Origin of the sequence: Hymenobacter busanensis (assembly GCF_008727865.1) — a bacterium.
Classification (GTDB): Bacteria; Bacteroidota; Bacteroidia; order Cytophagales; family Hymenobacteraceae; genus Solirubrum; species Solirubrum busanense.
Genome location: NZ_VTWU01000005.1, coordinates 184,105 through 206,043, shown reverse-complemented (window position 1 = coordinate 206,043; position 21,939 = coordinate 184,105). Strand labels below are relative to the sequence as shown.

Genomic DNA, 21,939 nt, shown 5'->3' with positions numbered 1-21,939 from the left:
TGAGTGAGTGTGGTGGAGAAAAGGTTGTTTGATGGACCGGGCTGCATTTGCTCTTCGCTCAGGCGTAACACCACCAAGACGTTGCCCAACGTAGCCAGGCGGCACCCCAGCCTGTTTAGCTTACTAAAAGCGCTGATTGGGTAGCCGTTGGCAGCAGAGAGTAGCCCGCAAACCTATCATTACCCATTGCTTTAGGCAATACCTACTTGTAGGTATTTTTGGGTTTTGTTGCACTCCGAATAGCTCCGCATTTAGGAATGATGGGTTGCCCGTGCGCTGGTGGCGGTGGGCAGCGTACTTGCAACAACCACTAACCTGCCTCCCCCTGCTGCCCAGGTGCCGAACCCGACCGCAAGTTGTCCTGTTAAGTAGCCTTTCGCCTTCTCTATGGTTGTTCCTGCTGTTCCCCCTACCCGCTACGACGTTGCCGTTATCGGTGCGGGCCCCGTGGGCTTGGCCTGCGCCCTCGAAATTCAGCGGCGCGGCCTTTCCGTGTGCGTCCTCGACAAAGGCGCCCTGGTCAATTCCCTGGTGGGCTACCCTACCAACATGGAATTTTTCTCTACGCCTGAGTTGCTTGAAATCGGCGGCTACCCCTTCCCGACTTCGCACTACAAACCCCACCGCGAAGAAGCCCTCGACTATTACCAGCGCGTAGCCCGCTCCGAGAAGCTGCCGTTGCGCCTCTACGAGCGGGTTGTTGGCCTCGGGGGCGAGCTGGGCAATTTCACGCTAACAACCAGCCGGGGCGAAGTTGCCAGCCGCTTTGTGGTAGTAGCCACGGGCTTTTTCGATGTGCCTAACCTGCTCGGAGTGCCCGGCGAAGACCAGCCGCACGTGTCGCACTACTACAAGGAGCCCTACGCGCACGTGGGGCAGCGGGTAATCGTTATCGGCGCCAAAAACTCCTCGGCCAAGGCAGCACTGGCCCTCACCCGCAGCGGTGCGCACGTGACGTTGGTGGTGCGCGGCGCGGCACTGAGCGAGTCGGTGAAATACTGGCTGCGACCCGATTTACTCAACCGCATTGCCGAAGGCCGCATCACGGCGCTCTACCATACCAGCGTGCAAGCCATCGGGCCTGATGCCATCGAGTTGCTGACGCCGGACGGTCCCCAAAACCTGCCCGCCGATTACGTGTACGCCCTCACCGGCTACCGCCCCGATTACTCCCTGCTGACCGCCCTGGGCGTGGCCACCGCTACCGATGCCGCCGCCACGCCCCTGCACGACCCCGCTACGTTTGAAACCAACCGCGCAGGCGTGTACCTGGCCGGCACAGTCTGCGGCGGGCTCAACACCAGCCGTTGGTTTATCGAAAACGGCCGCCACCATGCCCAGGTTATTGCCGCTCATTTGGCCGAGCAAAGTCATTAGCTCCCTTGCCAACGCACAACCGCCGCCCCAAACTTCATTGTTTAGAGCGGCGGTTGTGCGTTGGCTAGGGAGCTTGCCTGCTTAGTGCTTGGCAAACGTGAACGTAACGGTGTAGACTTTGCCGTCGTCATCGGTTTCCTGGCCACTCACTTTCAGGGTGTTGTCCGTCAGTTCCAAAATATTGAAGCTGTTGCCCACAGTTTGGCCTTGCAGCTTGGTATTGAGCACTTTCTCGCCTTCGCTGAACGACCACGTGCCGGGGTTTACCTGTGGAAAATTAGGTGCTTTCTTCGTGGCCCCTTCGTCGAGCTGGTATATATCCGGCTTCGAGAAGCGCATCAGGTCGTCGCGGTCGTAGCTGGGCTTTACGGCAAACAGGTCGGTAATCAGGCTGCCGTCGTCGGTGCGAATAGCGGGGCTGACGGTTTCGGCGGTCATAATCCAGTCTTTGCCGGTCAGCAGTTCGGTGCGGGTTTTGGGCTTGGCGGCTTCTTTGTCTTTGTCGCAGCTAGTGAGGGTGGCGGCGGCAGCCAAAGCAATAAACAGGGGCAGGTGCAAGGTTTTCATAGCGGTAGGGTTGTGAGGGTGTGAAGTGTGATGCAATTCTACCACCTTGACCGCCATGCATTGTAATTTTAACTATACATGATTGGGTTATAAACAGCTCATGTGTACTTCCATGGTAATATTATTTCTAGCATCTGCATCACATATATAGAGGATAAGCAGTGCCCGATACTTCGGCCAAACGAGCCCAAAAGCAACGCGCCGCCGCTGAAGTTTCAGCGGCGGCGCGTTAAGTAAATTACTGCCTGCGTACTGGTTACGGGAACAATACACCGCGGTAGAGGCTGGCATTTACACCTGGAATATTGGAGCCGTACTTGTCGTTGATATTACGCAGGAACTCGTTGGCCACCACGGCGTAGCCACGGGGCGTGGGGTGCACTCCGTCGAGCGAGAACAGGTTACCCGAAATGAAGCCGGTGGTGTTATTGATGCCGCTGGTATTGATGCCGTTGGCAGCAATGTTCGTGAAGAACACATTCATGTCAGCTACGCCTAGGTTTTTAGCGGTAGCCTGGCTGCGAATAGCAGTGTTGAAGGCCGTAGTAGCCGTTGCTACAGCAGCTTGCTCGGTATCGTCCAGCACGAGGCTGGTCGGCAGTGGGTTGCCGGCCGAGAGGCCGAACATGGCCGTAGTATCAACACCTTGGGCCAGCAGGAACTGCCCCAGCGAAGCACCACCTAACGACGGACGCGCTTGGGCGTATAGGTCGCGCCAAGCTTTGCCGGTCCGCTGGCCGAGCAGGGCTAGGTAGGGCTGCGCAGTGAGCGGAATGAGTTGGCGGCCAGCGGCCGTGCCAATGGCGCCGCCGTTGTTGATATCGGAGGTGAGGATAACCTTCCGTGTGGCAGGGGAGTTGGTCAGCGGGCCAGTGGTGGCTACAAACTGGGGAATGGGCCCGCCAGCTGCTGCCGGGTTAGTTTCCAGCTTCACGCGGAAAGCCGGACCTGCCGTTCTGAAGAATGGGATGTCCGTTACGTTCGGAATAGTAGCTACCACGCCGCGCGCACCATTGGCCGTCAGAGCCGTAATGATGGCTGTGTAGTTCGTGGTGAAGGTGGCAGTAGATGTGATGGGGCTTACCCCACCCGAAGTGGCATAGCCCAGCACGTCGTTGTTGCCCAGCCAGCAGGTAAAGAACGTGGCATTTTCGGCCGCCATGCGCTCCTGCACGAAGGTGGCGTAGGGCTTCAGCGCGTCAGCGGTGGGCAGCAGGCGTTCGTAGTAAGCGTTGCCAGCCGTGCTTCCGTAACCGGGGGTCAGTACATCGGCCACTCGAATACCAGGTACGCCTAAGTTCTGGACTGGCTCCGTGTATTTGGTATAAAGTGTAGGGTTCTGGCCACGCACGGCCAAATTGTTGGTGACGTTGCCAAGCGTAAAGGCGCGGGTAGCCAAGTCCAAAGTGGTAAGGCGCAGGTAACCTGAGCCATTGGCTTGGTCTTCGCTAAACAGCGGTTGCTTAAACTCGCCGCCGTTGGCGGTGCGAAACTGCTGAGCCAACAGGTTGGGGTACGAGTTCAGCTGTCCTTCGCGGTACAGGCCACCGTCGGAATAGCCCGCGGTCAGCGAGTTGCCAACGGCAATGTATTTCGAGAAATCAGCTTGTCCGCGGGCGCTGTTCGTTTCGTCGAGCTCGGGTTGGCAGCCGGTCAGGGCCAGGCCCAGCACAGCGCAACCCGGCAGAACAAATTTCAATGAGGTATTCATGAGTGCAGGGAGCTGGCGCAATTAGAAGTTGTAGTGCACGCCCACGCCGGGGATGCTGATGTAGGTTTTGTAGGTACCGGCCGGACGGTCGTCGGCCGTGCCTTTGGCCTGCAACTCGGCCAGGCTCTGGGTACGCTTCATGAAGTCTTCGAACAAGTACGACACGTCCACGCCAAAGTGCTCGTTCACGTTGTACGAGGCGCCGGCGCTCAGGCCGATGCGGTCGGCGTCGGGCGTTTCCGGCGACACGAAACCGTCTTTCACAGGCGTCTTGTCGTAGTTGGCGCCGGCGCGCACCGTCAGCTTCTCGCCGATGGCGTACTGACCGCCGAGGCGGAACGTCCAGCCCTGGTCGTACTCACGCTTCGAGGTCGAGGTGGTGTTGCCGTTGATGGGCTGGTCGAAGGTGAAGTCGAGGGTTTTGTAGTCGCTCCAGTCCACCCAGTTCACATCGATGCCGATGGTGAGCTTCTCGGTCGGCATCAGGCCGATGCCCAGCGTAGCCGTGGGCGGCAGCGGCAGCGTCACGTCGAATTTCTTCGCGGCGAAGTTGCTGGCTACCGAAGCCGGAATGTTGGTGAACGTCACGTCGCCGCCTTTCACCTTGGCTTCCATCTTCGAGCGGTAGCTCACGCCCACGCTGATTTTCTCCGACGGCTTGTAGTAAATGCCGGCGTTGTAGCCGAAGGTGTTGTCGGCGTGGCCGTCCAGCTCGCTGTGGGCATTGCCCTGGGCGCTGGTCAGGGGCAGGTCGCGCTGCAGGTTCACCGAGCCGTAGGCCAGCACCACCAAGCCCGCACCCACGCTCAGCTGGTCGGTAATGGCGTAGCTCACGGTGGGCTGCACGAAAATCGACTTCAGGTCGATATCCGTCAGGGCCGTGCGCCCTTCCCAGTTCTGGTCGTAGCGCAGCTTGCTGCCGAAGGGCGTATATACCCCAATGCCGGCCTTCCACTTGCCCTCGGCCGGGCCGAAGCTGGCGTACAGGTTGAACGGCGTTACGATGTCCTTCTGCAGGTTGCTCTGCGTGCCGCCGTTTTCACCCACGTGCGAAATGCGGGCGAAGGTGGCGTTGGCACCCACCTGCACACCGTTCTGGCGCACCATGGCCAAGGCACCGGGGTTGTAGAACATGGCCGCGTGGTCGATGGCCAGGCCCGTGCCGACGCCGCCCATACCAATGTTTTTCTGCCCGCCCAGGTTTACCTGAAACCCGCCCGCCTGCGCGGCCGTGGTGCCCAGCAAAGCGCTTCCGGCGAAGAGTAGTGACTTTAGATTCATACTCGAAGAGTAAGGAAAAAGGGGTTGTGTGAGCTAAATGTAGGGGAATTTTCTGCACCAAAAGCGCGGCATGCCGACTACTTTTTTCACCGTTGGCGCGGTGAGTAAGTGAATACTCGCAAAAACGCCGCTGGCATCGGGTTATAATGCATTTTCAGGCGTTTCTACTGCTACCCGCCGGGTGCGCAAATCGTAGTGCTGACCGGCCACCAGCAGGTGCACGCGCAGGTTTTGCCCCGCCACTGGTTCGCCCCGCCCAATGCGGCCCAGGTTGTCGCCGGTGAGGTGAGCCCCGTCGACGACTATCACCACGCCGTCGCCGAACACCTCGGTGTCGTGGCCGCCTCGGATGATAACGCCGGTTTCCTGCCCCAGTCCCAGCCCAATGGAGGCAGGGTGCTGCAGCACAGCGTGGGCCAGACGCCCAAACCGGCCGCGCTCGGCGAAATGCTGGTCGATGATCAGGTGCTGAATCAGGCTCAGCCCGTTGGCAGTGTGCATGCCGCCCTTGGTGAGCGAGCGGGCCCCAAAGCCAGCCACAATCATGCGCGAGGGCATGGCGGCCGCGCCCGCGCTGGTACCGGCAATGATGAAGTTGGGGTCCGTCTGGTACCGCTCGCACAGCAGCTGCAAGGCCGGGGTGTTGGTCCAGTGCTCGGTAATGCATTCCTGGTCGCCGCCGGTGAAGAACACCGCCCCGGCTTTTTCCAGACGGCGCAGGGTAGCGGCCCGGTCGCCGGGGTAGCTGGCGTCTACGCGCAGGTGGTGCACGTTGGTGCAGCCCAGTTCCCGCAGCGCGGCTACATAGGCGTTGCCGGTTTTCACGGGGTGCCGGTAGGCCGCCGTCGATACCACCTCCACGGGGGTGTCGGGCGTGGGCAGCAGTTCGTTGACCAGGGCCAGTACCGGGTCGTCGTCGCCGCCGCCGAGGGCAATGAGGGTTCCGAGGGGCAGTTTAGCAGAAGGCGCCATAAGTCAGCAGATACAACGGCAGAAATACGCTCATACGGCACAGTGCCCCGCCAAAACTATGGGTGTTGAATGAAAACGCGGTGCCGGGCCGCTTGCGCCGGCGGCCGGAGCGGCACCAACCAGACCATTGCGGCCGCGGCCACCAGCGGCAACCGCCTGAATATAAACGATTGAGCACTTTCCGACGACCCACCGCGCTTATCGGCAAAGGAAGCGTGGGACCAACGGAATTTTTCCGGGAAAAATGACCGTTACACTGGCGGATTTCTTCCGGCAGCAAAATACCTTTGCGCGCCCTTTCACCAAACCCCGTTTTGCCTAGCGAAACACTAGCTTCTTGCCGCCATGACCACGCAACAGCAACTGGCCCTCGACCAAATCACGGACCTGCTCGCCCAGCGGGAATTCCTGCGTTTGAAGAAGCTGCTGCGAAGTTTGGACACGCCGGAAGTGGTGGAGCTGATTCAGGACCAGGACGAGCGGAACCAGCTGATTATGTTTCGGCTGCTGCCGCTGAGCCGGGCCACCGAGGTCTTTGAGTACCTCGACCTCGACGTGCAGCGGCACTTCCTCGAAAACCTCTCGCAGGAAAAGATTGCCGACATCCTTAATGAGATGTCGCCCGACGACCGCACGGCCCTGCTGGAGTTTCTGCCCGACGACTTGGTGCGGGAGCTGATTCAGACCCTCTCGGAGCAGGAGCGCCGCGTGACGCTGCAGCTGCTGGGCTACCCCGAGTATTCGGTGGGCCGCCTGATGACGCCCGACTACATTGCGGTGCGCGAGGAATGGACCGTGCAGCACGTGTTCGATTACATTCGGGAGCACGGCCGCGGCTCCGAAACGGTGAGCGTGGTGTACGTCATCGACGAGCGGGGCGTGCTCATCGACGATATCCGCATCCGGGAGTTCCTCTTCGCTCGCCCCGACCAGCACGTGCACGACCTGATGGACCGCCGCTTCGTGCGCCTCAAGGCTATGCAAGACCAAGAAGAAGCCATCGACGTGTTTCGCCGCAACGACCGCACGGCCCTGCCCGTCGTCAACGACGACGGCGTGCTCTACGGCATCGTCACGATTGACGACATCCTGGCCATCCGCGAACAGGAAGACACCGAAGACATCCAGAAGCTCGGGGGTTCGGAAGCGCTTGATGAGCCTTACCTGACTACCTCTATCTGGAATATGGTGCGCAAGCGGGCCGGCTGGCTCGTTATTCTGCTGCTGGGCGAGATGCTCACCACTTCGGCCATGCACCATTTCGAAGACGACCTGCAGCGGGCAGCCGTGCTGGGCTTGTTTATTCCGCTCATCATTTCGGCGGGTGGCAATGCTGGTTCGCAGGCCACCTCGCTCATCATCCGGGCCATGTCGCTGGGCGAGTTTACGCTCGGCGACTGGTGGACGGTGATGCGGCGCGAACTGCTGGCGGGCCTTTTCCTGGGCCTCATTTTGGGTATCGTCGGCTCGTTGCGCATCGTGCTTTGGGCCACCGTCATCGACCCCGGCTATTTTGGCGACTATTGGCAGCTGATTGCCGTGACGGTGGGCATTTCCCTGCTGGGCATCGTGCTCTGGGGCGCGCTGTCGGGGGCCATGCTACCCATGCTGCTCAAACGCCTCGGCCTCGACCCCGCTACCGCCTCAGCGCCCTTCGTGGCCACGCTCGTGGACGTGACCGGGCTCATCATCTACTTCTCGGTGGCCACGGCGGTTCTGTCGGGCACGCTGTTATAGGTCGAGGCCCGGCCGGCGGTTGGCTTTCTTCTCACCGAGGCGCTTTTTGCTGTCGAGGCGCTTGCGCACGGCGCCTTTGCTGGGCTTGGTGGGCTTGCGGGGCTTGGGGCGGTGCAGGGCTTTGGCCAGGGTGTCGTGCAGCTTGAGCAGGGCCAGCTCCTTGTTGCGCAGCTGGCTGCGGTCTTCCTGAGCCGTTACCAGCAGCAGGCCGTCGGCGGTGAGCTGGGGGCCGAGTTTCTCCAAGATGCGCTGCTTCTGCTCGTCGGTGAGCAGCTGGGAGTGGGCCACATCGAAGCGTAGCTCCACGCGGGATTCTACCTTGTTCACGTTCTGGCCGCCCGGGCCGCTGCTGCGGCTGGTTTGCACCTGGAGTTCAGACCAAAAAGCGTCGGGGGGAGGGAGCATGGGGCAGAGGGCAGTAGCGCTACTGAGGAAGCATCTTCCCTCGTCTGTCATCCTGAGCAACGCGAAGGACCTTCTCACGTCAGCACGAATGGTTCAGCGGGGAGAAGGTCCTTCGCGTTGCTCAGGATGACAAACGTATTATAGGCAGCTTCGATGAGCAATGAACAAGGGGCAAGTAACGAGGAACCGATGAGACGGGCCCGGTAAGCGCCCGTACCCAACGCGAAAACCGGAGCCGTGGTTTTGGGCCGCCGAACGGCCGCCAGCCGGTCGGTTGCAACCTTGGGGCGTGGTTGCTGTCCTATCCATCTGCCGAAAAGCCTACTTTCGCGCCTGCCTTTTCCTCAACACCTGTTGTTTATGAACCACGCCTCCGCCCTCGGCAAAACCTTGCTGCTGGGCTCCCTTCTGGCCGCGGCCCTGCAAGGCTGCCAGTCGAACACCAACAACGGCGCCGCGCAGCCCGACCTGCTGCAAGCCAACCTCGACACCACCGTGCGCCCCGGCGACGACTTTTTCACCTACGCCAACGGCGCCTGGCTGAAGCAGCATCCCATTCCGGCCTCGGAAAGCTCGTGGGGCATTGGCAAAGAAGTGCAGAACGAGATATACGCCCGCCTGCGCGCCATCAACGAAGAGGCGGCAGTGGCCCACGCGGCGGCCGGCACCAACCAGCAGAAAATCGGCGACTTCTGGGCCGCCGGCATGGATTCGGTGAGCATCGACAAGCAGGGCATTGCGCCGCTGAAGCCGGAGCTGGACCGCGTTGCGGCCATGCGCACCGCGCAGGACGTGCAGGCTGAAATTGCGCGGCTGAAAGTATTGGGCGTGAATGCCTTATTCGGCTCCTACGTGGGCCAGGACGCCAAAAACAGCGACAAAATGGCCCTGCAGCTGTGGCAGGGCGGCCTGGGCTTGCCCAACCGCGACTACTACTTCAACAAGGACGCGCGCACGAGCAACATCCGGAAGGAGTACGTGAAGCACGTGGCCAACATGCTGGCGCTGGCCGGCCAGACGCCCGCCGAGGCCGCCGCCAACAGCGCCCGCGTGATGCAGCTGGAAACGACCCTGGCCAAGTCGAGCCGGAAGCTGGAGGATTTGCGCGACCCGTACGCCAACTACCACAAGATGTCGGTAGCCGAGCTGGGCAAGCTCACGCCCGGCCTCGACTGGCACGCGTGGCTGGGCCAGATGGAGTTGGCCAAGGCCGACACCGCCATTGTGGGCCAGCCCGAATTTTACCAAACTGCCGGCCAGCTGCTGAAAACCGCTTCCGTCGACGACTGGAAGGCCTACCTGCAGTGGCACCTGGTAAACACCTTTGCCTCGGAGCTTAGCAAGCCGCTCGACAACGAGCATTTTCACTTCTACGGCACCATTTTGCAGGGCCAGAAAGAGCAACGGGCCCGCTGGAAGCGCGTGCTCGACAACGAAGAGGACGCCATGGGCGAAATGCTGGGCCAGCTCTTCGTGAAGGAATACTTCAAGCCCGCCACCAAGGAGCGGTACGAGAAGATGGTACAGAACGTCATGGCCTCGTTTGAGGAGCACATCCAGCAGCTCGACTGGATGAGCGACTCGACCAAGCAAAAGGCACTGGTGAAGCTCCACAAAATCACGCCGAAGGTGGGCTACCCCAACAAGTGGCGCGACTACTCCACCCTCACCATTGGCCGCGACAGTTACGCCCAGAACGTGATGCGCGCCAACCAATGGGCCTACCGCTACAACATCAGCAAGCTGGGCAAGCCCGTGGACCGCACCGAGTGGGACATGACCCCGCAGACCTATAACGCCTACTACAACCCCTCCAACAACGAGATTGTGCTGCCGGCGGCCATCTTCGCCATTCCCGGCCTGCGCGACGAAGACGCCGACGACGCCATCGTGTACGGCTACGGCGGGGCCAGCACCATCGGCCACGAGCTGACCCACGGCTTCGACGACGAGGGCAGCCAGTTTGACGAGAAGGGCAACCTGCGCAACTGGTGGACGAAGCAGGACCGCAAGCAGTTCCAGCAGCGCGTCAACCAGATTGTGCGCCAGTTCAACTCCTACAAAGTGCTCGACTCCTTGCACATCAACGGCAAGGCCACGGCCGGCGAAAACATTGCCGACCTGGGCGGCATCGTCATTGCCCTCGACGCGTTCAAGAAAACCGATCAGTACAAGAAGGGCGAGAAAATCGGCGGCCTCACGCCCACGCAGCGCTACTTCTTGGGCTACGCCCTGGGCTGGCAAAACCACCAGCGCGACGAAGTGCTGGCTCAGCGCGTGCTGACGGATGTGCACTCGCCCGCTAACCTGCGCGTGAACGGGCCCTTCGCCGACGTGCCGGAGTTCTACAAGACCTTCGACGTGCAGCCCACCGCCAAGCTCTACCGCCCCGACTCGGCGCGGGTGACGATTTGGTAACGGCCCGTTGGGCTGACTTACACAACAAGGCCCGGCTGCAGCCGGGCCTTGTTGTTTTATGGTGCGCCGCCCGTCAACGCCTCTCTCGGTTTGTACTTCAGGCAGCCGAAAAGCAGTGGCGGAAGCCCGTCAGGATTAGTAGTTTGGGCAGCCGGATCAATCCACTGCCTCATGGGCCCTCCGTTCTGCCAGTTCTACCACCCGTGCGCGGCCTTGCAGCCCTTCGTGAGCAACTACATGCTCATGCACGTGCAGTTTGATGCGCAAGTGCCCCTGGCCGTCAACCCGTTTCCGACCAACCCCGAGCAGTGCCTGTACTTCTATGCCCGGGACGTCATTGAGGTGTTCAACTTCGCGCAGCAGAAGGAGCGCGCCAGCGCGCAGAGCGTGATAGTAGGCCCGCAGGTGGCGCGCGTAAACCTGCGTATGGGCCACAACCAGCTCACCATCAAAGTCGGCTTTCGGCCCGGCGGCTTGTTTCGGCTCTTTGGTCTGCCCATGTGGGAGCTGCTCGACCAAACCGTGGACAGCCACGACCTGACGGGCCGCGAGGTTAACGACGTGAACGAGCGGCTGCGGGAGGTGGATGACTACGCCCGGATGATTGCCTTGGTAGAGCAGTACCTGCTGCGCAAAGTGGCGGCGCTGAAAACCGAGGCCCACGCCGTCGACCACGTGGCCCGGCTGATGCTGCAGCCCCACGAGCAGCCCCGCAGCGTCGATTGGCTGGCCGCGCAAGCCTGCCTGAGCACCCGGCAGTTTGAGCGGAAGTTTCTGGAGCGCGTGGGCATGAGCCCGAAGCTGTTTGCGCGCGTGGCGCGCTTTGCCCGCGCCTACCGCCTGAAAGACCAGCAGCCCGCGCTGGACTGGCAGGACGTTGTGTACCAGTGCGGCTACTACGACCAGATGCACCTGATCAAGGACTTCAAGCTGTTTGCGGCCGTCACGCCTTCTGTTCTGGTGAAGGAGGAAGCCCGGTCGCCCTTGCGGCTCTTCCCGGGCAGCCCGTTCTAACGTCGTTTTTTTACTATTCTGCGCCGGCCCGCCGGGCTAGTTTCGCTCATCACCTAACCCCTGATGACGCGTATGAAAACCCTGCTCAGCTTCCTGCTGGCTTGCGTGCTGGCCGGTGCCGCCCAAGCCCAAACACCCAACCGCACCGCCGACGAACAGGCCGCGCTGCACGTGCTGGACCGCACCGTGGACGCCTGGAACAAGCACGACCTCGACCTCTACTTCCAGAACTTCGCCCCGGAGGCGCAATGGGTGAACGTGGTGGGCATGTGGTGGCACAACGCGGCCGAGCACCGCTATGCCTTGGACATCTTCATGAAGATGATGTTCAACAAAACCCACCACACTACCCTCAAGGCCGAGGTGCGCATGCTTCGGCCCGACCTGGCCCTGGTGCGCAGCCACTGGCAGCTGGACGGCTGGGTGATGCCCGACGGGCGCGACATGAGCGACGTTTCAACCGGCGTACTCACCCTGATTGTGGAAAAGCGCAAAGGCCAGTGGTTGGTCATCGACGGGCACAACACCTCCATTGACAAGAAAGCCCACGACCCGGTTCTGACGATGCAGAAGTAGCTGCTTGCGAGAACCTAACGGCTTTGCGCGGCGCGGGCTTCCTGAAACCGGCTCAGGCTTTCCCGCGCCGTTTTCTGCACTTTCTGCTGCAGCCACGGCGACCAGCCCAGCAGCCAGCCCACCGGCCCCAGCGCCTGCCGCGACCAGCGCCAGAAGCTGAACTCGTCGCGGTGAGTCAGGATTTTGCCGTCCTGAAACGTGAAGTGCGCCTGGATGTGGTTGTGCACCGGCCGCCGGGTTTGCGAAAACGTGTAGTGCGCATCCCACGTCGCCTGACCGTGCTGGTCGTCGGCCCGGATGTCGTTGAAGGTCAGGCGCAGGTCTTTGCCCCGCTCGCAAAGCATCTGCCACATGGCGCCTATTTCCGGGCCCTGCAGGTTGCGGAACGCGGCGTCGTTGAACGTGGCGTCGGGGTGGTAGCAGGCGGCCATGCCGGCGTGGTCGCGCCGCTGAAAGGCCTGGTAGAAGCGGTGCAGCAGTTCTTCGTGGGGCGTCATGGCGGGGGCAGTTGCGTGAGGCCCAAAGCTGGCGAAAAAACCACGCCTTCCAACTGCCCGCTGGCCGGCGCAGCCGGTTTCACTCCCCGCAGGCGCAGAGAAAGACCAAGCATTGGGCAACGCTTATATTCGGTTCTGCATCTGTGCTGCTGATAGTTGAACCCAAACCCCTTCTTCGCCGATGAAAACCTACCGATTCCTCCCGCTTGGTGCCTTGTTGCTGCTGGGTTTGCCGGCGTTTCGCTCCGCTGCGCCCGTTGGCTCGGCCACCACAGCGGCCAAAGAAGACCCGCGGCGCGAAGTGCGCGAGGTGGCGGCCTTCACGCACCTCTCGCTCAGCACCTCGGCCGAGGTGGAAGTACGCCAAGGGGCCAGCCAGAAAGTAGAGGTGCAGGCCACGCCCGCCGATTTGGCCGAGCTGGAAACCGTGGTGAAAGACGGCCGCCTCACCATTCGGGCCAAAGACCACACGGGCATGAACTGGCGCAGCTTCAAAGGCCCGGTGAAAGTGTTTGTGACCATGCCCACCATCAGCGCCCTGTCGGTAGCCGGTTCGGGCAGAATGACGGCCCTGGACGTGGTGAAAAACGACAAGCTCAAGCTGTCCGTCAGCGGCTCGGGGCGGTTGCAGGTACCGGTGCAGGCGCAGCAGCTCACTTCCTCCATTTCCGGTTCGGGCTCCATGAAGCTCAGCGGCTCGGCCCCAGCATTTGAGGTGCACGTAAGCGGCTCGGGCAGCATTCAGGCCGCCGAGTTGCGCGCCGAGGCCGTGGCCGTGCACATCAGCGGCTCGGGCAACTGCCAGGTTCAGGCCAGCCAAACCCTCGACGCCCATATTGCCGGATCGGGCAACGTACGCTATGCCGGCAGCCCGCGCATCACCCAGCACATCAGCGGCAGCGGCCGCGTGGTGCGCAGCTAAATGAGTCTGCTACACGCGAAAACCCCGCCCGGCACTGCTGCCCGGGCGGGGTTTTCGCGTGTAGGGCCCAGCGTCAGTCCACTACCAGCCGCACCGTGCTGCTGCCTTTGGCGTTGGTCAGGCGCAGGGCGTACACGCCGCGCTGCCAGCTGGTGGTCCGAATGGCCCGCTCCTTGGTGCCTGCCGGCAGCGTTTCGGTGTAGATGCAGCGGCCGCGCATGTCCAGCACCTGCAGTTGGGTATCGAGGGCGGCGGGCTCGGTCATGCGCAGCACAAAGGCGCCGTGGCTGGGGTTGGGGTACACGCTGGCCGCTGGGCCGCGGTCGGTGCCCCCGGTCAGCCGCACCACGGCAGGCTCGTTGTAGGTAGTGGTAGCGTCGAAATCCACCTGCTTGAGGCGGTAGTAGCTTAGGCCCGCCAGCGGCGTGGTGTCCACGAGGCGGTAGTTGCGCAGGCTGCTGGTGCTGCCGGCCCCGGCCACGCGGCCCACGGCTTCGAAGCTGCGTCCATCGGCCGAGCGCTCCACTTCAAAGTAGTCGTTTTCGATTTCCTGGGCCGTTTGCCAGGTTACTTCCACTCCGGGGCCGCTGGCTTTAGCTCCGAAGCGCACCAACGACACGGGTAGCGGCCGCACCGGCTGCACCACCGAGCAGAACGAGGTGGTGGGCACCAGTTGGCGGGCTATGCTGTTGGCGCGGCTGCTCCATTCCAGCACCAGCGTATTGCCCCCCACGTACTCGCCGTAGTGGATTAGCAGGTTGTGCAGGCCGACCGCGAGCATCACGCTGTCTTTCACCATGATGGGCGGGTGGCCCTGGCCGTTGTTGATGAGGGCGGCGCTGGTTGCGGGCGTGGCCGCCAGCGCGGCGTTATCGAGCCAGAGGTACGAGGCGTCGTCCGAAGTCAGGTAGAACGTGTACATGCCCGCCGTGGCCACGTAGAAGCTGCCGCGCAGCCGCAGGCTGAAGAAATCCGGGTTTTCTTCGGTGCCCTGTCCCGGCGGCACTAGGTTGCCCCAGGTTTCGGGAGTGGTGAAGTTGATGCTGGGCTCGGTGCGGGCAATTACGGGCGTATTGGTGTTGAAAAACGCCTGGTTGTTGGGCAAGTCGTCGAAGTAGCCGGCGTAGTACTCACCCCACAGGCCCGCGCTGGCGCCCTGGCCGCCCGGACCCGTGCCGATGCAGGCAGCGGGTGGCGGGGGCGTTATCACAAAGGTGTAGGAGTTGCGAAACAGCGTGGCCCCTTCGGCATTGATGGCCACGACATCGACGGCATAGGTACCGGTAGTCATGGAAGTGCCGGCCGTGAGCACACCGGTGGCCGCATTGAGGGTAATGCCGGCAGGCAGCGCGGCGGCGTTGGCCAGCACGAAGCCGGTAATCGGGCCGTGGCCGTTGGCATCGACCACCGGCGCAACCGACGACTGCGTGGTGCCCGACACCACCGTGCGCGTGGCGGGCGAGTAGCTGAGCGCCAAGGGCGGGAAACGCTCCGGCTGCACCACCGAACACAGGACACTCTGGGGAATTACCTGCCGTGCAATGCCCGCATCGGTGTTCTTCCATTCGAGCCGCAGCACGTTGCCACCTTCGCTTTCACCGTAGTGAATCAGCACGTTGTGCAGCCCAACCGTGAGGTACACAGTGGTCGAGTCGGTTTCTTCGCCGTGCATGCCGCCGTTGTCGATGCTGGCCTGGCTGTTGAGCACCGGCACGGCAATGGCGGCGTTGTCGAGCCAGAGGTACGAACCGTCGTCCGAGGTCAGGTAAAGCGTGTAGAAGCCGGGCGTCGTTACCCGGATGCTACCCCGCACCCGCACGCTGAAGTCCTCGGGGTTGTTGCTGGAACCCGAAGCCGGCGGCAGGATATTGCCCCAGCTGCTGCCGCTGCCACTGCTGCCGTTGCCAAAAGCCAGTTGCGCGTCAATCCGGCGCAGGCTTGGGGTATTGGTGGTAAAAAAGGCGGGGTCGTTCATAAAGTATCCGGCGTAGAACTCCATGTAGAGTCCGGCCGAGGGCGCAGCCCCGCCGGGGTCGGTGCCGGCACAGCCCGAGGGCGGCGGCGGCAGAATAGTGAAGCTGAACACCCCCGAAAAGGTGCTGACACCGTCGGCATTGGTCAGCGACACATTTACGCTGTATTGCCCCGTGGGCACCGTGGCCGCCGCCGTCAGCACGCCCGTGCTGGCATTGATGCTAATGCCCGCCGGCAACGCCGCGGCGTTGGCAATGGCAAAAGCGGTGATGGGCAAGCCGCCGTCGTTGACGGTGGGCACACCCGAGCTGACGGCCGTGCCGTTGGAGGCAGTGGCCGTGTTGGGTGAGTAGGTAATGGCCAAAGGCAGCTGCCGGGCATTTTGCACGCGCGTGCAGAGCACCGAACTGGGCACCGGCGCCCGCACAATGCCGGCATCGGCGCTGGCCCATTCCCATACCAGCGTGTTGCCGTAGAGGTATTCCCCGTAGTGAATCAGCACGTTGTGGTAGCCGGCCGTAAGCGTGAGGGTCACTTGCTGGGTAATGGCGCCGTGGGCTCCACCGTTGTTGATGGCGGCCCGGCTGGTCAGGGCGGGCAGGTCCTGCGCGGCGCTGTCGAGCCAGAGGTACGAGGCGTCGTCCGAAGTCAGGTAGAACGTGTAGGAGCCGGAAACGGGAATCCGGATGCTGCCCCGAAACCGCGTGCTGTACAACTCGGGGTCGGTGAGGCTGCCGCTGGCCGGGGGCGCGATGTTGCCCCAACTGCTGTCGGCCGCAAAGTTCACTTGCGCATCAACGCGCTGCAGGGGCGCGGGGCCCGAGGTGAAAAAGGCATGGTCATCGGCAAAGTACCCGGCGTAGTATTCGGCGTAGAGCCCGTTGGTGGCCGGATTACCCCCCGGGTCGTTCCCGGTGCAGCCCGTGGGCTGAGCGACGGCTCGGAAACTGCCAACAACAAGTAGCAGCAAGAGAAGCCATTGCTGCGGCAAGATGAGAGTGGAGCTCTTCTTCATATCCGTACAGCATGAATGGTGGAGGAAGCAGTGAAAACACCATACTAAATATACACATCTAAGATTTATTTGAAAGATATTTATATAAATATTTCCGCTTGGTTATATCACTCCTCCTTATGTGCTACTTGGATGCTTGCTCTAGTGGCTGTCTGGGCACTGAATTTGGCCACTTGAGCACACAGCCCTGCAGGGGAAATGCTTACTTGCGGCGCGGGGCCGCAGGTGGCCCGCAAGTCACTCTGAGTTCCGATGGCGTCCCACGCTACGCACCGCCTTCCCGTTTGCCCCAACTGCGGTTTCGACTTCGCCGCTTCTTCCGGTCCCGACGCGTTCTGCCCCCAGTGCGGCCAGCCCAACCACCCCCTCGATATTTCCTTCGGGCACGTGGTGGAAGAAACCCTGGAAGGCATATTTCACTTCGACGGCAAGTTCTTCAGCACGGTGCGGGCCTTGTTTATGCCGGGGCGGCTCACGCGCCACTTCAATGAAGGCCGCCGCATGCCGTTTGTGCCGCCCATCCGACTGTACGTGTTCATCAGCTTTGTCTTCTTCCTGCTGCTGGCCTTGGTGTCGGGCCACGACCGGCGCACCGTGCAGGAGGTGTTTGCCGGCGGCAACCGCGGCACCAAGCTTTCGGCCGATTCGGTGCTGAACACCATTCCCATTCAGGCTGATGCGGCCACCCAGGACTCGGTGCGGCAACAGCTGCGGGAAGCACTGACCCAACGCAACCGGCCGAACGTGAACGTGACTACCGGCGCGTACTGGAACTACACCCAAGCCGACGTGGAGGCGTACCAGCGCCGTCCCACACCCGCGCACCTCGACTCCTTGCTGAGAAGCCACGGCCACGAGCCGTCTTTCGGCAACCGCCTCACGTTCCGCCAGTACGCCCGCTTCCAAACCGCTACCGTAGACGAAGCCCGGCAACGGATTCTCAAAAACACCTCGGTGGCGCTGTTTTTCCTCATGCCGGTTTTTGCACTGCTGCTCAAGGTGTTGTATCTACGGCAGAAGCGCTTCTACCTCAACCACCTCATTTTTTCGCTCCACCTGCACAGCTTCATTCTCACGCTGTTCATCGTGAGCGTCCTTTGGAACCACTTTCTGCACAACGACTGGTATATGCAGCTGCTGCTTTGGGTGCCGCCGCTCTACTTGGTGGTAGCCTTGCGCCACGTGTATCAGCAAAGCTGGCGCAAGTCGACGGCCAAGGCGCTGCTGCTCATGTTCAGCTACGCCTTCGTGCTCACGTTCGGCATTCTGACCACGCTGGTGGTGGGGGCGGCGCTGCTATAGCAGAGGGCCAGCTTCGGCGGTCCGCTAAAAAACCCGGTCGCGCAGGCGCGGCTGGCTGTCGTTCTTTTTGTCGGGGCGCTGCTTCTTGGTTTTCTCTTTGTCACCTCCGCCGAACAGCCCATCGAGCACACTGGCTTTTTTCTTCTCCTTAATAAGGACGTAGCGCAGCGAAAACGCCGTGGGGAAGCGAAACCACTCGTCGTTATTGATTTCATAGCTGGGCTTGAAATCGAAGCTCACCACAAACGGGATGAAGGCAATTTTGTACTCGGCGCCGACAATGGCGTCGAAACCGCCCACGGTGCCGTAGTCTTTGTGGCCGCCCAGGTGCCCGCCAGCCCCAAAGTAGTAGTTGAGGCTGGGCCCCAGAATGGGGAAATGCCGCTCGGCTAGCAGGGTGCCCGTTACCTCGCGCGTGTTCAGAATGCCCAAGCCTTCGAGGGTGGCTTTGGGAGCTATTTTCTGTTGAATGCTGAGGCCGTAGTTGCCGCCGCCCAAGCGCAAGCCCGCGGCGGTGCGGTATTTCTGGGCTTGGGCCGTGGTGGCGGTTACTACAAGAAAAGCCAGCGGCAACAAACGACGAACAGACATAAAGGGCTGCATAGGGGCAAAAAGCAGAAACCAGCACCAACTGGCTGCCTCTGTGCCCGACGGTACGCAGGGCCAGAAGGCGGCGTTGCCGGAGTTGGCGCAGAAACAGCCGGTCGTGCTGCCTTCCCAGGCAAAAAGCCCACCACATTATGCCGCTAGTCGATTTTTAGCAGCGGAACAACGCCTTTTCGGCCATTGCCCTCCCACCGCATGGCATACCACCCCGCCCGCAGGCCGTTCGGCAACGGCAAAATGAGCTTGTTGAGGCCGGCCTGGGTTGCCGTCAGGCGCTGCCCAAACCGGTAGCGCCCGATGGCGTCGTACAAGCGCACTACCACGTCGCCAGGGCCGGAGGCTTTGTAGAGCAGTTGCACCGTGGCACCTCGTACCGGATTTGGGAAAACCGAAAACTCATCGGCTTCGGCCTGCACCAGTACAGCCGGCGCTGGCAAGCTGGCCCCGTCGCTGGCCAGCACCACGCGCAGCCGGTAGTAGCTCAGGTCGCTCAGCGGCTGGGTATCGATGCGGGTATAAGTGCTGGCGGGCGAAGCGGCTGGCACCTGCGCCACGGTTTGCCAGGTTTGGCCGTCGGCACTTCGCTCCAGCACGTAGCTCTGCACGTTGCACTCGTCGCGGGTGGTCCAGCTGAGTGTCACGGTTTTATTGGGCGTCGCCTGAGCTTGCAGCGGCGCCACCAGCGGCGCGGGCTGCATAGGTGCCGGCTCGCAGGCATTGGCCACAAAACTGCGGGTGAGCAGCACCGTGCGGCCGCCGGCCACGTCGCGGGCCGCATTCAGCTGCCGCTGGTTTTGGCCGCTTGCCACGGCGTAGTGCATTACCGCGCCCGGCTGAATGAGGTGCGTGAGCTGCTGCGCATGACCTAACTCGTGCACCACCACCGACTCGAAATCGAACTGACCGGCAGCGGCCAGGGCGGGCCCGAACTGCCACGCAATGCCGTCGTCGAACTGCATGTCGATTTCGCTGACCCAGAACACCACCTCGCCGGTAGAGGTGCGGCACCCCTTGTAGCTGCTGGACGTGCGCCCCAGTATCCGCACCGGCAACTCCGCTCCTTGGTCGAATTCGATGGCGTTTACCCCATCAACGCCCACTCCCCGGCCCGGCCGAGGCGGCCCCACCTCCCAATTGACGGTGGTTTGGCAGCGCCACTGGGCCAGGGCCCGTTGAAAGGCGGCCGCGGCCGAAGCGTTTTGCGCCAGGGCCAGATCGAACCGGAACGTGTAGCCTCCGGTACCATTCTGGTTGATGTGGTCGGTGGGGGACACCTCCTTCGTGTTGGTTTCCTGCACGTTGGTTTGGGCAAACACAATGTTGACCTGCGCCACGCTCACGCTTTGCTCCTGCGCAGCCGTAACCACCCGTACCACACCCGAGCCAGCCGGATGCCCCTCGGCACTGTACGAAGGAACCCGCACCTGAATCTGAGTATCCGACCACGTCACGATGTCAGCACTAAGCACCGGGGTGAAGGTTGCGCCGCCGTCATCGGCGTTGCGAAAGGCTACCGAGCCAGGGGCTGCCCCAAAGCTGGCGCCGTTGATGGTGAGAACGGCCCCCGTTCCGGCCGTAATGGTAGTGGGGCTCAACCCCGTAATGACCACGGCGTTGATGTCGCGGGTTTTCGCGGCTTGGCGGCTTTGCGCCTCGGCCAAGGCAATATTCGGCCGCACATCTTGGAGCGGCAGCGACAAGCCCGGAAGCAGAGCGCGGTAAAAAGCAGCGTCGATGTGCGGGTATGTGCGAAACGGTTCGGCGGCCGTACCGGTGGTCAGGTCGTAGCGCACCAGGCCCTGCTGGCTGGCGTAAGCGGCCCAACTGCCGGCGGCCAGCGCGGCGGGTAAGCCGGGAAACGACTTGGGCGTTAAAAAGAGAAGCCCCTGGCTACCAACCTGTAGGTCCAGGGTGTTGGTGAGTGTCTGCCGATCAAAGCCCACGGTACCACCTTCGGTCAGCACCATTATGTCGTTGTCAGGCGGCAGTGTCCCCTTTAGCAGCTTGTATACCCGTATGATGTTGGCGGTATAGATGCGCCGGTGGTTCTCGTCCCAGAAACTACGCTGGCTGAGCACCTCCCCTTCCACCACCAGTGCGGCTTGCGCAGCGCGTTCGGCTGGGTCGAGTGGCAGCAGCAGGCAGTGCGTTTGCGGGGCCGCCGGCACAGTGGGTTGTGCCACGCTTCCCGTGCTCATCAACAGTGCGCTCATCAAAGCCACGAACGACGCCTTACTACTGGAAAAACGAGCCATACCTGATGCAGTGAAGAAGCCGACGGGGCCCGACAAAATACGGAGTTTAGACCAGCCCAGACGCTTCAAGCCTCCTCACCGTCAAAACAACTGGCGCAAGGCGTTTCCTGGCTCTTGCAGAAGCACTTCTCCTCCGTTTTGTTTCTCAAAATAGCTTGCCCTGCACCGGTTGCACTACCAGCTTGGGCAGGTGCAGCTCGCGGCCAGTCAGCTTACTCAGGCGCTGCAGAAAATACTGCGCCCAAGTCGGCGCGTCGTTCACGTCGCGCTGGTGAATAAAGAAGTACACCGCGTGCAGGCCCTGGCTCAGCCAGTAGGCAATGCGCTCGGCCCAGGCGTCGGCGCGTAGGTAATCGGTGCGGTGCAGGGCGTGGCCGTTGAAGCGCACGAAGGCCGCGGGCGTGGTCAGGCGCTGGTGCAGCACGTCGCGGCGGCTGGCCACGTCGCTGATAACCCAAGTTTTGCCCAGGGCCTCGAGCAGGGCGCCGGTTTCGGCCAGCAGGCCGGCATCGTGGTACCACGCGGGGTGGCGCAGCTCCACGGCCAGCGGCAGGTGCGCGGGCCAGTCGAGCAGGTACCGCTCCAGGCGCGGCAGTTGCGGCGGCGCAAACGTGGGCGGCAGCTGCAGAAACGCAGTACCCAGGCGCGGCCCCAGGGCCTCTAGGGCGCGGCAGAAGCTGTTGGTCAGGTCTTCGGTGCGAAACAGCTCCCGGTCGTGGCTGATGGCCTGGGGCAGCTTGGGACAGAAACGGAAGTGCTCGGGCGTGGCCGCCAACCAGCGGCGCACGGTTTCGGCGTCGGGCACGCGGTAGTGGGTCACGTTTACCTCTAAGCTATTGAACTGCCGGGCGTACCAGTTCAGCTGCTCGGTTTCGCGCAGGCCCAGCGGGTACCACGTGCCGAGCCAGGCTTTGTTGGTCCACGTAGGGCAGCCCACCCAAATGCCCGGCTCGGCCGGGGCCGGGTCGGCGCGCTGCAGCAGCGCCCGCGCGTCGGGGTGGTCGAGCGGGAGAGTGAAGTCGATGCCCTGTAACTCGGGAAGACGGCCGAAATCCATACGGCAAACCTACGCAATTCCGCACCGGCTGGCTGGCGCTATTCCCATACGCATTGTAGCGGACTTTTGCAACCAGGCTTTGGACAAAACCCCGAGCAGCTAGGCAAACTTTTTTTGGCGGCGGATAATCTTATTTCCGCCAAATCGATTATATGCTCCTTTCAGAATCCAAAATCCGCCTGCTTCCGGCACAATCAGCTATTTACACCGACCCGGCCATTTCGTATTAATGCAATAATTCTTGGCGAAGGTC

Annotated in this window: 17 protein-coding genes; 7 read left to right on the top strand and 10 right to left on the bottom strand. The window is 62.1% G+C overall.

What is annotated here, in order from left to right; genetic code table 11:
- Positions 1–387 precede the first annotated feature (387 nt).
- The gene (locus F0P96_RS14355; RefSeq protein WP_151079600.1) at positions 388–1,377 is read left to right on the top strand and encodes a YpdA family putative bacillithiol disulfide reductase; all 990 of its coding nucleotides are present in this window, start codon (positions 388–390) and stop codon (positions 1,375–1,377) included.
- A gap of 81 nt (positions 1,378–1,458) precedes the next feature.
- Here F0P96_RS14355 and F0P96_RS14350 read toward each other — a convergent pair whose 3' ends face one another.
- The 4 genes from F0P96_RS14350 to F0P96_RS14335 form a co-directional block, all read right to left on the bottom strand.
- Complete coding sequence (locus F0P96_RS14350; protein WP_151079599.1) at positions 1,459–1,944, bottom strand: hypothetical protein; 486 nt, start codon at positions 1,942–1,944, stop codon at positions 1,459–1,461.
- A 256-nt stretch (positions 1,945–2,200) separates the two neighbouring features.
- Positions 2,201–3,655, bottom strand: a complete 1,455-nt coding sequence (locus F0P96_RS14345; protein WP_151079598.1) for an SGNH/GDSL hydrolase family protein — start codon at positions 3,653–3,655, stop codon at positions 2,201–2,203.
- 21 nt (positions 3,656–3,676) lie between these two features.
- The gene (locus F0P96_RS14340) at positions 3,677–4,936 is read right to left on the bottom strand and encodes an OmpP1/FadL family transporter (RefSeq protein ID WP_151079597.1); all 1,260 of its coding nucleotides are present in this window, start codon (positions 4,934–4,936) and stop codon (positions 3,677–3,679) included.
- 141 nt (positions 4,937–5,077) lie between these two features.
- Positions 5,078–5,908 (bottom strand): cyanophycinase, encoded by an 831-nt coding sequence (locus F0P96_RS14335; protein ID WP_151079596.1) that lies wholly within the window; start codon positions 5,906–5,908, stop codon positions 5,078–5,080.
- A 345-nt stretch (positions 5,909–6,253) separates the two neighbouring features.
- Between F0P96_RS14335 and mgtE the strand changes: the two genes are divergently transcribed.
- Positions 6,254–7,645: a magnesium transporter gene (mgtE, locus tag F0P96_RS14330; RefSeq protein ID WP_151079595.1), complete on the top strand. Its 1,392-nt coding sequence runs from the start codon at positions 6,254–6,256 to the stop codon at positions 7,643–7,645.
- Here the strand turns inward: mgtE and arfB are convergent.
- On the bottom strand, positions 7,640–8,050 hold the full coding sequence (gene arfB / locus F0P96_RS14325) for an alternative ribosome rescue aminoacyl-tRNA hydrolase ArfB (RefSeq protein WP_151079594.1): 411 nt from the start codon (positions 8,048–8,050) through the stop codon (positions 7,640–7,642). The genes mgtE and arfB overlap by 6 nt on opposite strands.
- A gap of 360 nt (positions 8,051–8,410) precedes the next feature.
- Here arfB and F0P96_RS14320 point away from each other — a divergent pair, with 360 nt between their 5' ends.
- The 3 genes from F0P96_RS14320 (at position 8,411) to F0P96_RS14310 (ending at position 12,058) form a co-directional block, all read left to right on the top strand.
- Positions 8,411–10,468: a M13 family metallopeptidase gene (locus F0P96_RS14320; RefSeq protein ID WP_151079593.1), complete on the top strand. Its 2,058-nt coding sequence runs from the start codon at positions 8,411–8,413 to the stop codon at positions 10,466–10,468.
- Positions 10,469–10,639: 171 nt separating this feature from the next.
- Positions 10,640–11,482, top strand: coding sequence for a helix-turn-helix domain-containing protein (locus F0P96_RS14315; protein ID WP_151079592.1), 843 nt, complete (start codon positions 10,640–10,642; stop codon positions 11,480–11,482).
- 63 nt (positions 11,483–11,545) lie between these two features.
- Positions 11,546–12,058, top strand: coding sequence for an SgcJ/EcaC family oxidoreductase (locus F0P96_RS14310; RefSeq protein ID WP_151079591.1), 513 nt, complete (start codon positions 11,546–11,548; stop codon positions 12,056–12,058).
- 14 nt (positions 12,059–12,072) lie between these two features.
- Here F0P96_RS14310 and F0P96_RS14305 read toward each other — a convergent pair whose 3' ends face one another.
- Positions 12,073–12,555 (bottom strand): nuclear transport factor 2 family protein, encoded by a 483-nt coding sequence (locus F0P96_RS14305; RefSeq protein WP_151079590.1) that lies wholly within the window; start codon positions 12,553–12,555, stop codon positions 12,073–12,075.
- A 181-nt stretch (positions 12,556–12,736) separates the two neighbouring features.
- On the opposite strand from F0P96_RS14305, the gene F0P96_RS14300 reads away from it, so the two are divergent.
- A complete protein-coding gene (locus F0P96_RS14300) occupies positions 12,737–13,477 on the top strand; it encodes a head GIN domain-containing protein (protein ID WP_151079589.1) in 741 nt (246 codons plus the stop codon).
- 73 nt (positions 13,478–13,550) lie between these two features.
- Here F0P96_RS14300 and F0P96_RS14295 read toward each other — a convergent pair whose 3' ends face one another.
- Positions 13,551–16,466, bottom strand: a complete 2,916-nt coding sequence (locus F0P96_RS14295; RefSeq protein WP_151079588.1) for a PA14 domain-containing protein — start codon at positions 16,464–16,466, stop codon at positions 13,551–13,553.
- A 252-nt stretch (positions 16,467–16,718) separates the two neighbouring features.
- On the opposite strand from F0P96_RS14295, the gene F0P96_RS14290 reads away from it, so the two are divergent.
- Positions 16,719–17,768, top strand: a complete 1,050-nt coding sequence (locus F0P96_RS14290) for a DUF3667 domain-containing protein (RefSeq protein WP_151079587.1) — start codon at positions 16,719–16,721, stop codon at positions 17,766–17,768.
- Between the two features lie 24 nt (positions 17,769–17,792).
- On the opposite strand, the gene F0P96_RS14285 is transcribed toward F0P96_RS14290, so the two are convergent.
- The 3 genes from F0P96_RS14285 to F0P96_RS14275 all read right to left on the bottom strand — a co-directional run bounded on the left by F0P96_RS14285 (position 17,793) and on the right by F0P96_RS14275 (position 21,686).
- Entirely contained in the window at positions 17,793–18,359 is a 567-nt protein-coding gene (locus F0P96_RS14285) for a hypothetical protein (protein ID WP_151079586.1), read from the bottom strand.
- A 155-nt stretch (positions 18,360–18,514) separates the two neighbouring features.
- Positions 18,515–20,629, bottom strand: a complete 2,115-nt coding sequence (locus tag F0P96_RS14280; RefSeq protein WP_151079585.1) for a matrixin family metalloprotease — start codon at positions 20,627–20,629, stop codon at positions 18,515–18,517.
- 145 nt (positions 20,630–20,774) lie between these two features.
- Positions 20,775–21,686, bottom strand: coding sequence for a DUF72 domain-containing protein (locus F0P96_RS14275; RefSeq protein WP_151079584.1), 912 nt, complete (start codon positions 21,684–21,686; stop codon positions 20,775–20,777).
- Positions 21,687–21,939 lie beyond the last annotated feature (253 nt).

Excerpts from the sequence above, each read along its gene's own strand:
- arfB (WP_151079594.1), bottom strand. The coding sequence starts at position 8,050 with ATGCTCCCTCCCCCCGACGCTTTTTGGTCTGAACTCCAGGTGCAAACC.
- F0P96_RS14315 (WP_151079592.1), top strand. The coding sequence starts at position 10,640 with ATGGGCCCTCCGTTCTGCCAGTTCTACCACCCGTGCGCGGCCTTGCAG.
- F0P96_RS14305 (WP_151079590.1), bottom strand. The coding sequence starts at position 12,555 with ATGACGCCCCACGAAGAACTGCTGCACCGCTTCTACCAGGCCTTTCAG.
- F0P96_RS14300 (WP_151079589.1), top strand. The coding sequence starts at position 12,737 with ATGAAAACCTACCGATTCCTCCCGCTTGGTGCCTTGTTGCTGCTGGGT.
- F0P96_RS14310 (WP_151079591.1), top strand. The coding sequence starts at position 11,546 with ATGACGCGTATGAAAACCCTGCTCAGCTTCCTGCTGGCTTGCGTGCTG.
- F0P96_RS14345 (WP_151079598.1), bottom strand. The coding sequence starts at position 3,655 with ATGAATACCTCATTGAAATTTGTTCTGCCGGGTTGCGCTGTGCTGGGC.
- F0P96_RS14280 (WP_151079585.1), bottom strand. The coding sequence starts at position 20,629 with ATGGCTCGTTTTTCCAGTAGTAAGGCGTCGTTCGTGGCTTTGATGAGC.
- F0P96_RS14320 (WP_151079593.1), top strand. The coding sequence starts at position 8,411 with ATGAACCACGCCTCCGCCCTCGGCAAAACCTTGCTGCTGGGCTCCCTT.
- F0P96_RS14290 (WP_151079587.1), top strand. The coding sequence starts at position 16,719 with ATGGCGTCCCACGCTACGCACCGCCTTCCCGTTTGCCCCAACTGCGGT.
- F0P96_RS14275 (WP_151079584.1), bottom strand. The coding sequence starts at position 21,686 with ATGGATTTCGGCCGTCTTCCCGAGTTACAGGGCATCGACTTCACTCTC.
- F0P96_RS14335 (WP_151079596.1), bottom strand. The coding sequence starts at position 5,908 with ATGGCGCCTTCTGCTAAACTGCCCCTCGGAACCCTCATTGCCCTCGGC.
- mgtE (WP_151079595.1), top strand. The coding sequence starts at position 6,254 with ATGACCACGCAACAGCAACTGGCCCTCGACCAAATCACGGACCTGCTC.
- F0P96_RS14340 (WP_151079597.1), bottom strand. The coding sequence starts at position 4,936 with ATGAATCTAAAGTCACTACTCTTCGCCGGAAGCGCTTTGCTGGGCACC.
- F0P96_RS14350 (WP_151079599.1), bottom strand. The coding sequence starts at position 1,944 with ATGAAAACCTTGCACCTGCCCCTGTTTATTGCTTTGGCTGCCGCCGCC.
- F0P96_RS14285 (WP_151079586.1), bottom strand. The coding sequence starts at position 18,359 with ATGTCTGTTCGTCGTTTGTTGCCGCTGGCTTTTCTTGTAGTAACCGCC.
- F0P96_RS14295 (WP_151079588.1), bottom strand. The coding sequence starts at position 16,466 with ATGAAGAAGAGCTCCACTCTCATCTTGCCGCAGCAATGGCTTCTCTTG.
- F0P96_RS14355 (WP_151079600.1), top strand. The coding sequence starts at position 388 with ATGGTTGTTCCTGCTGTTCCCCCTACCCGCTACGACGTTGCCGTTATC.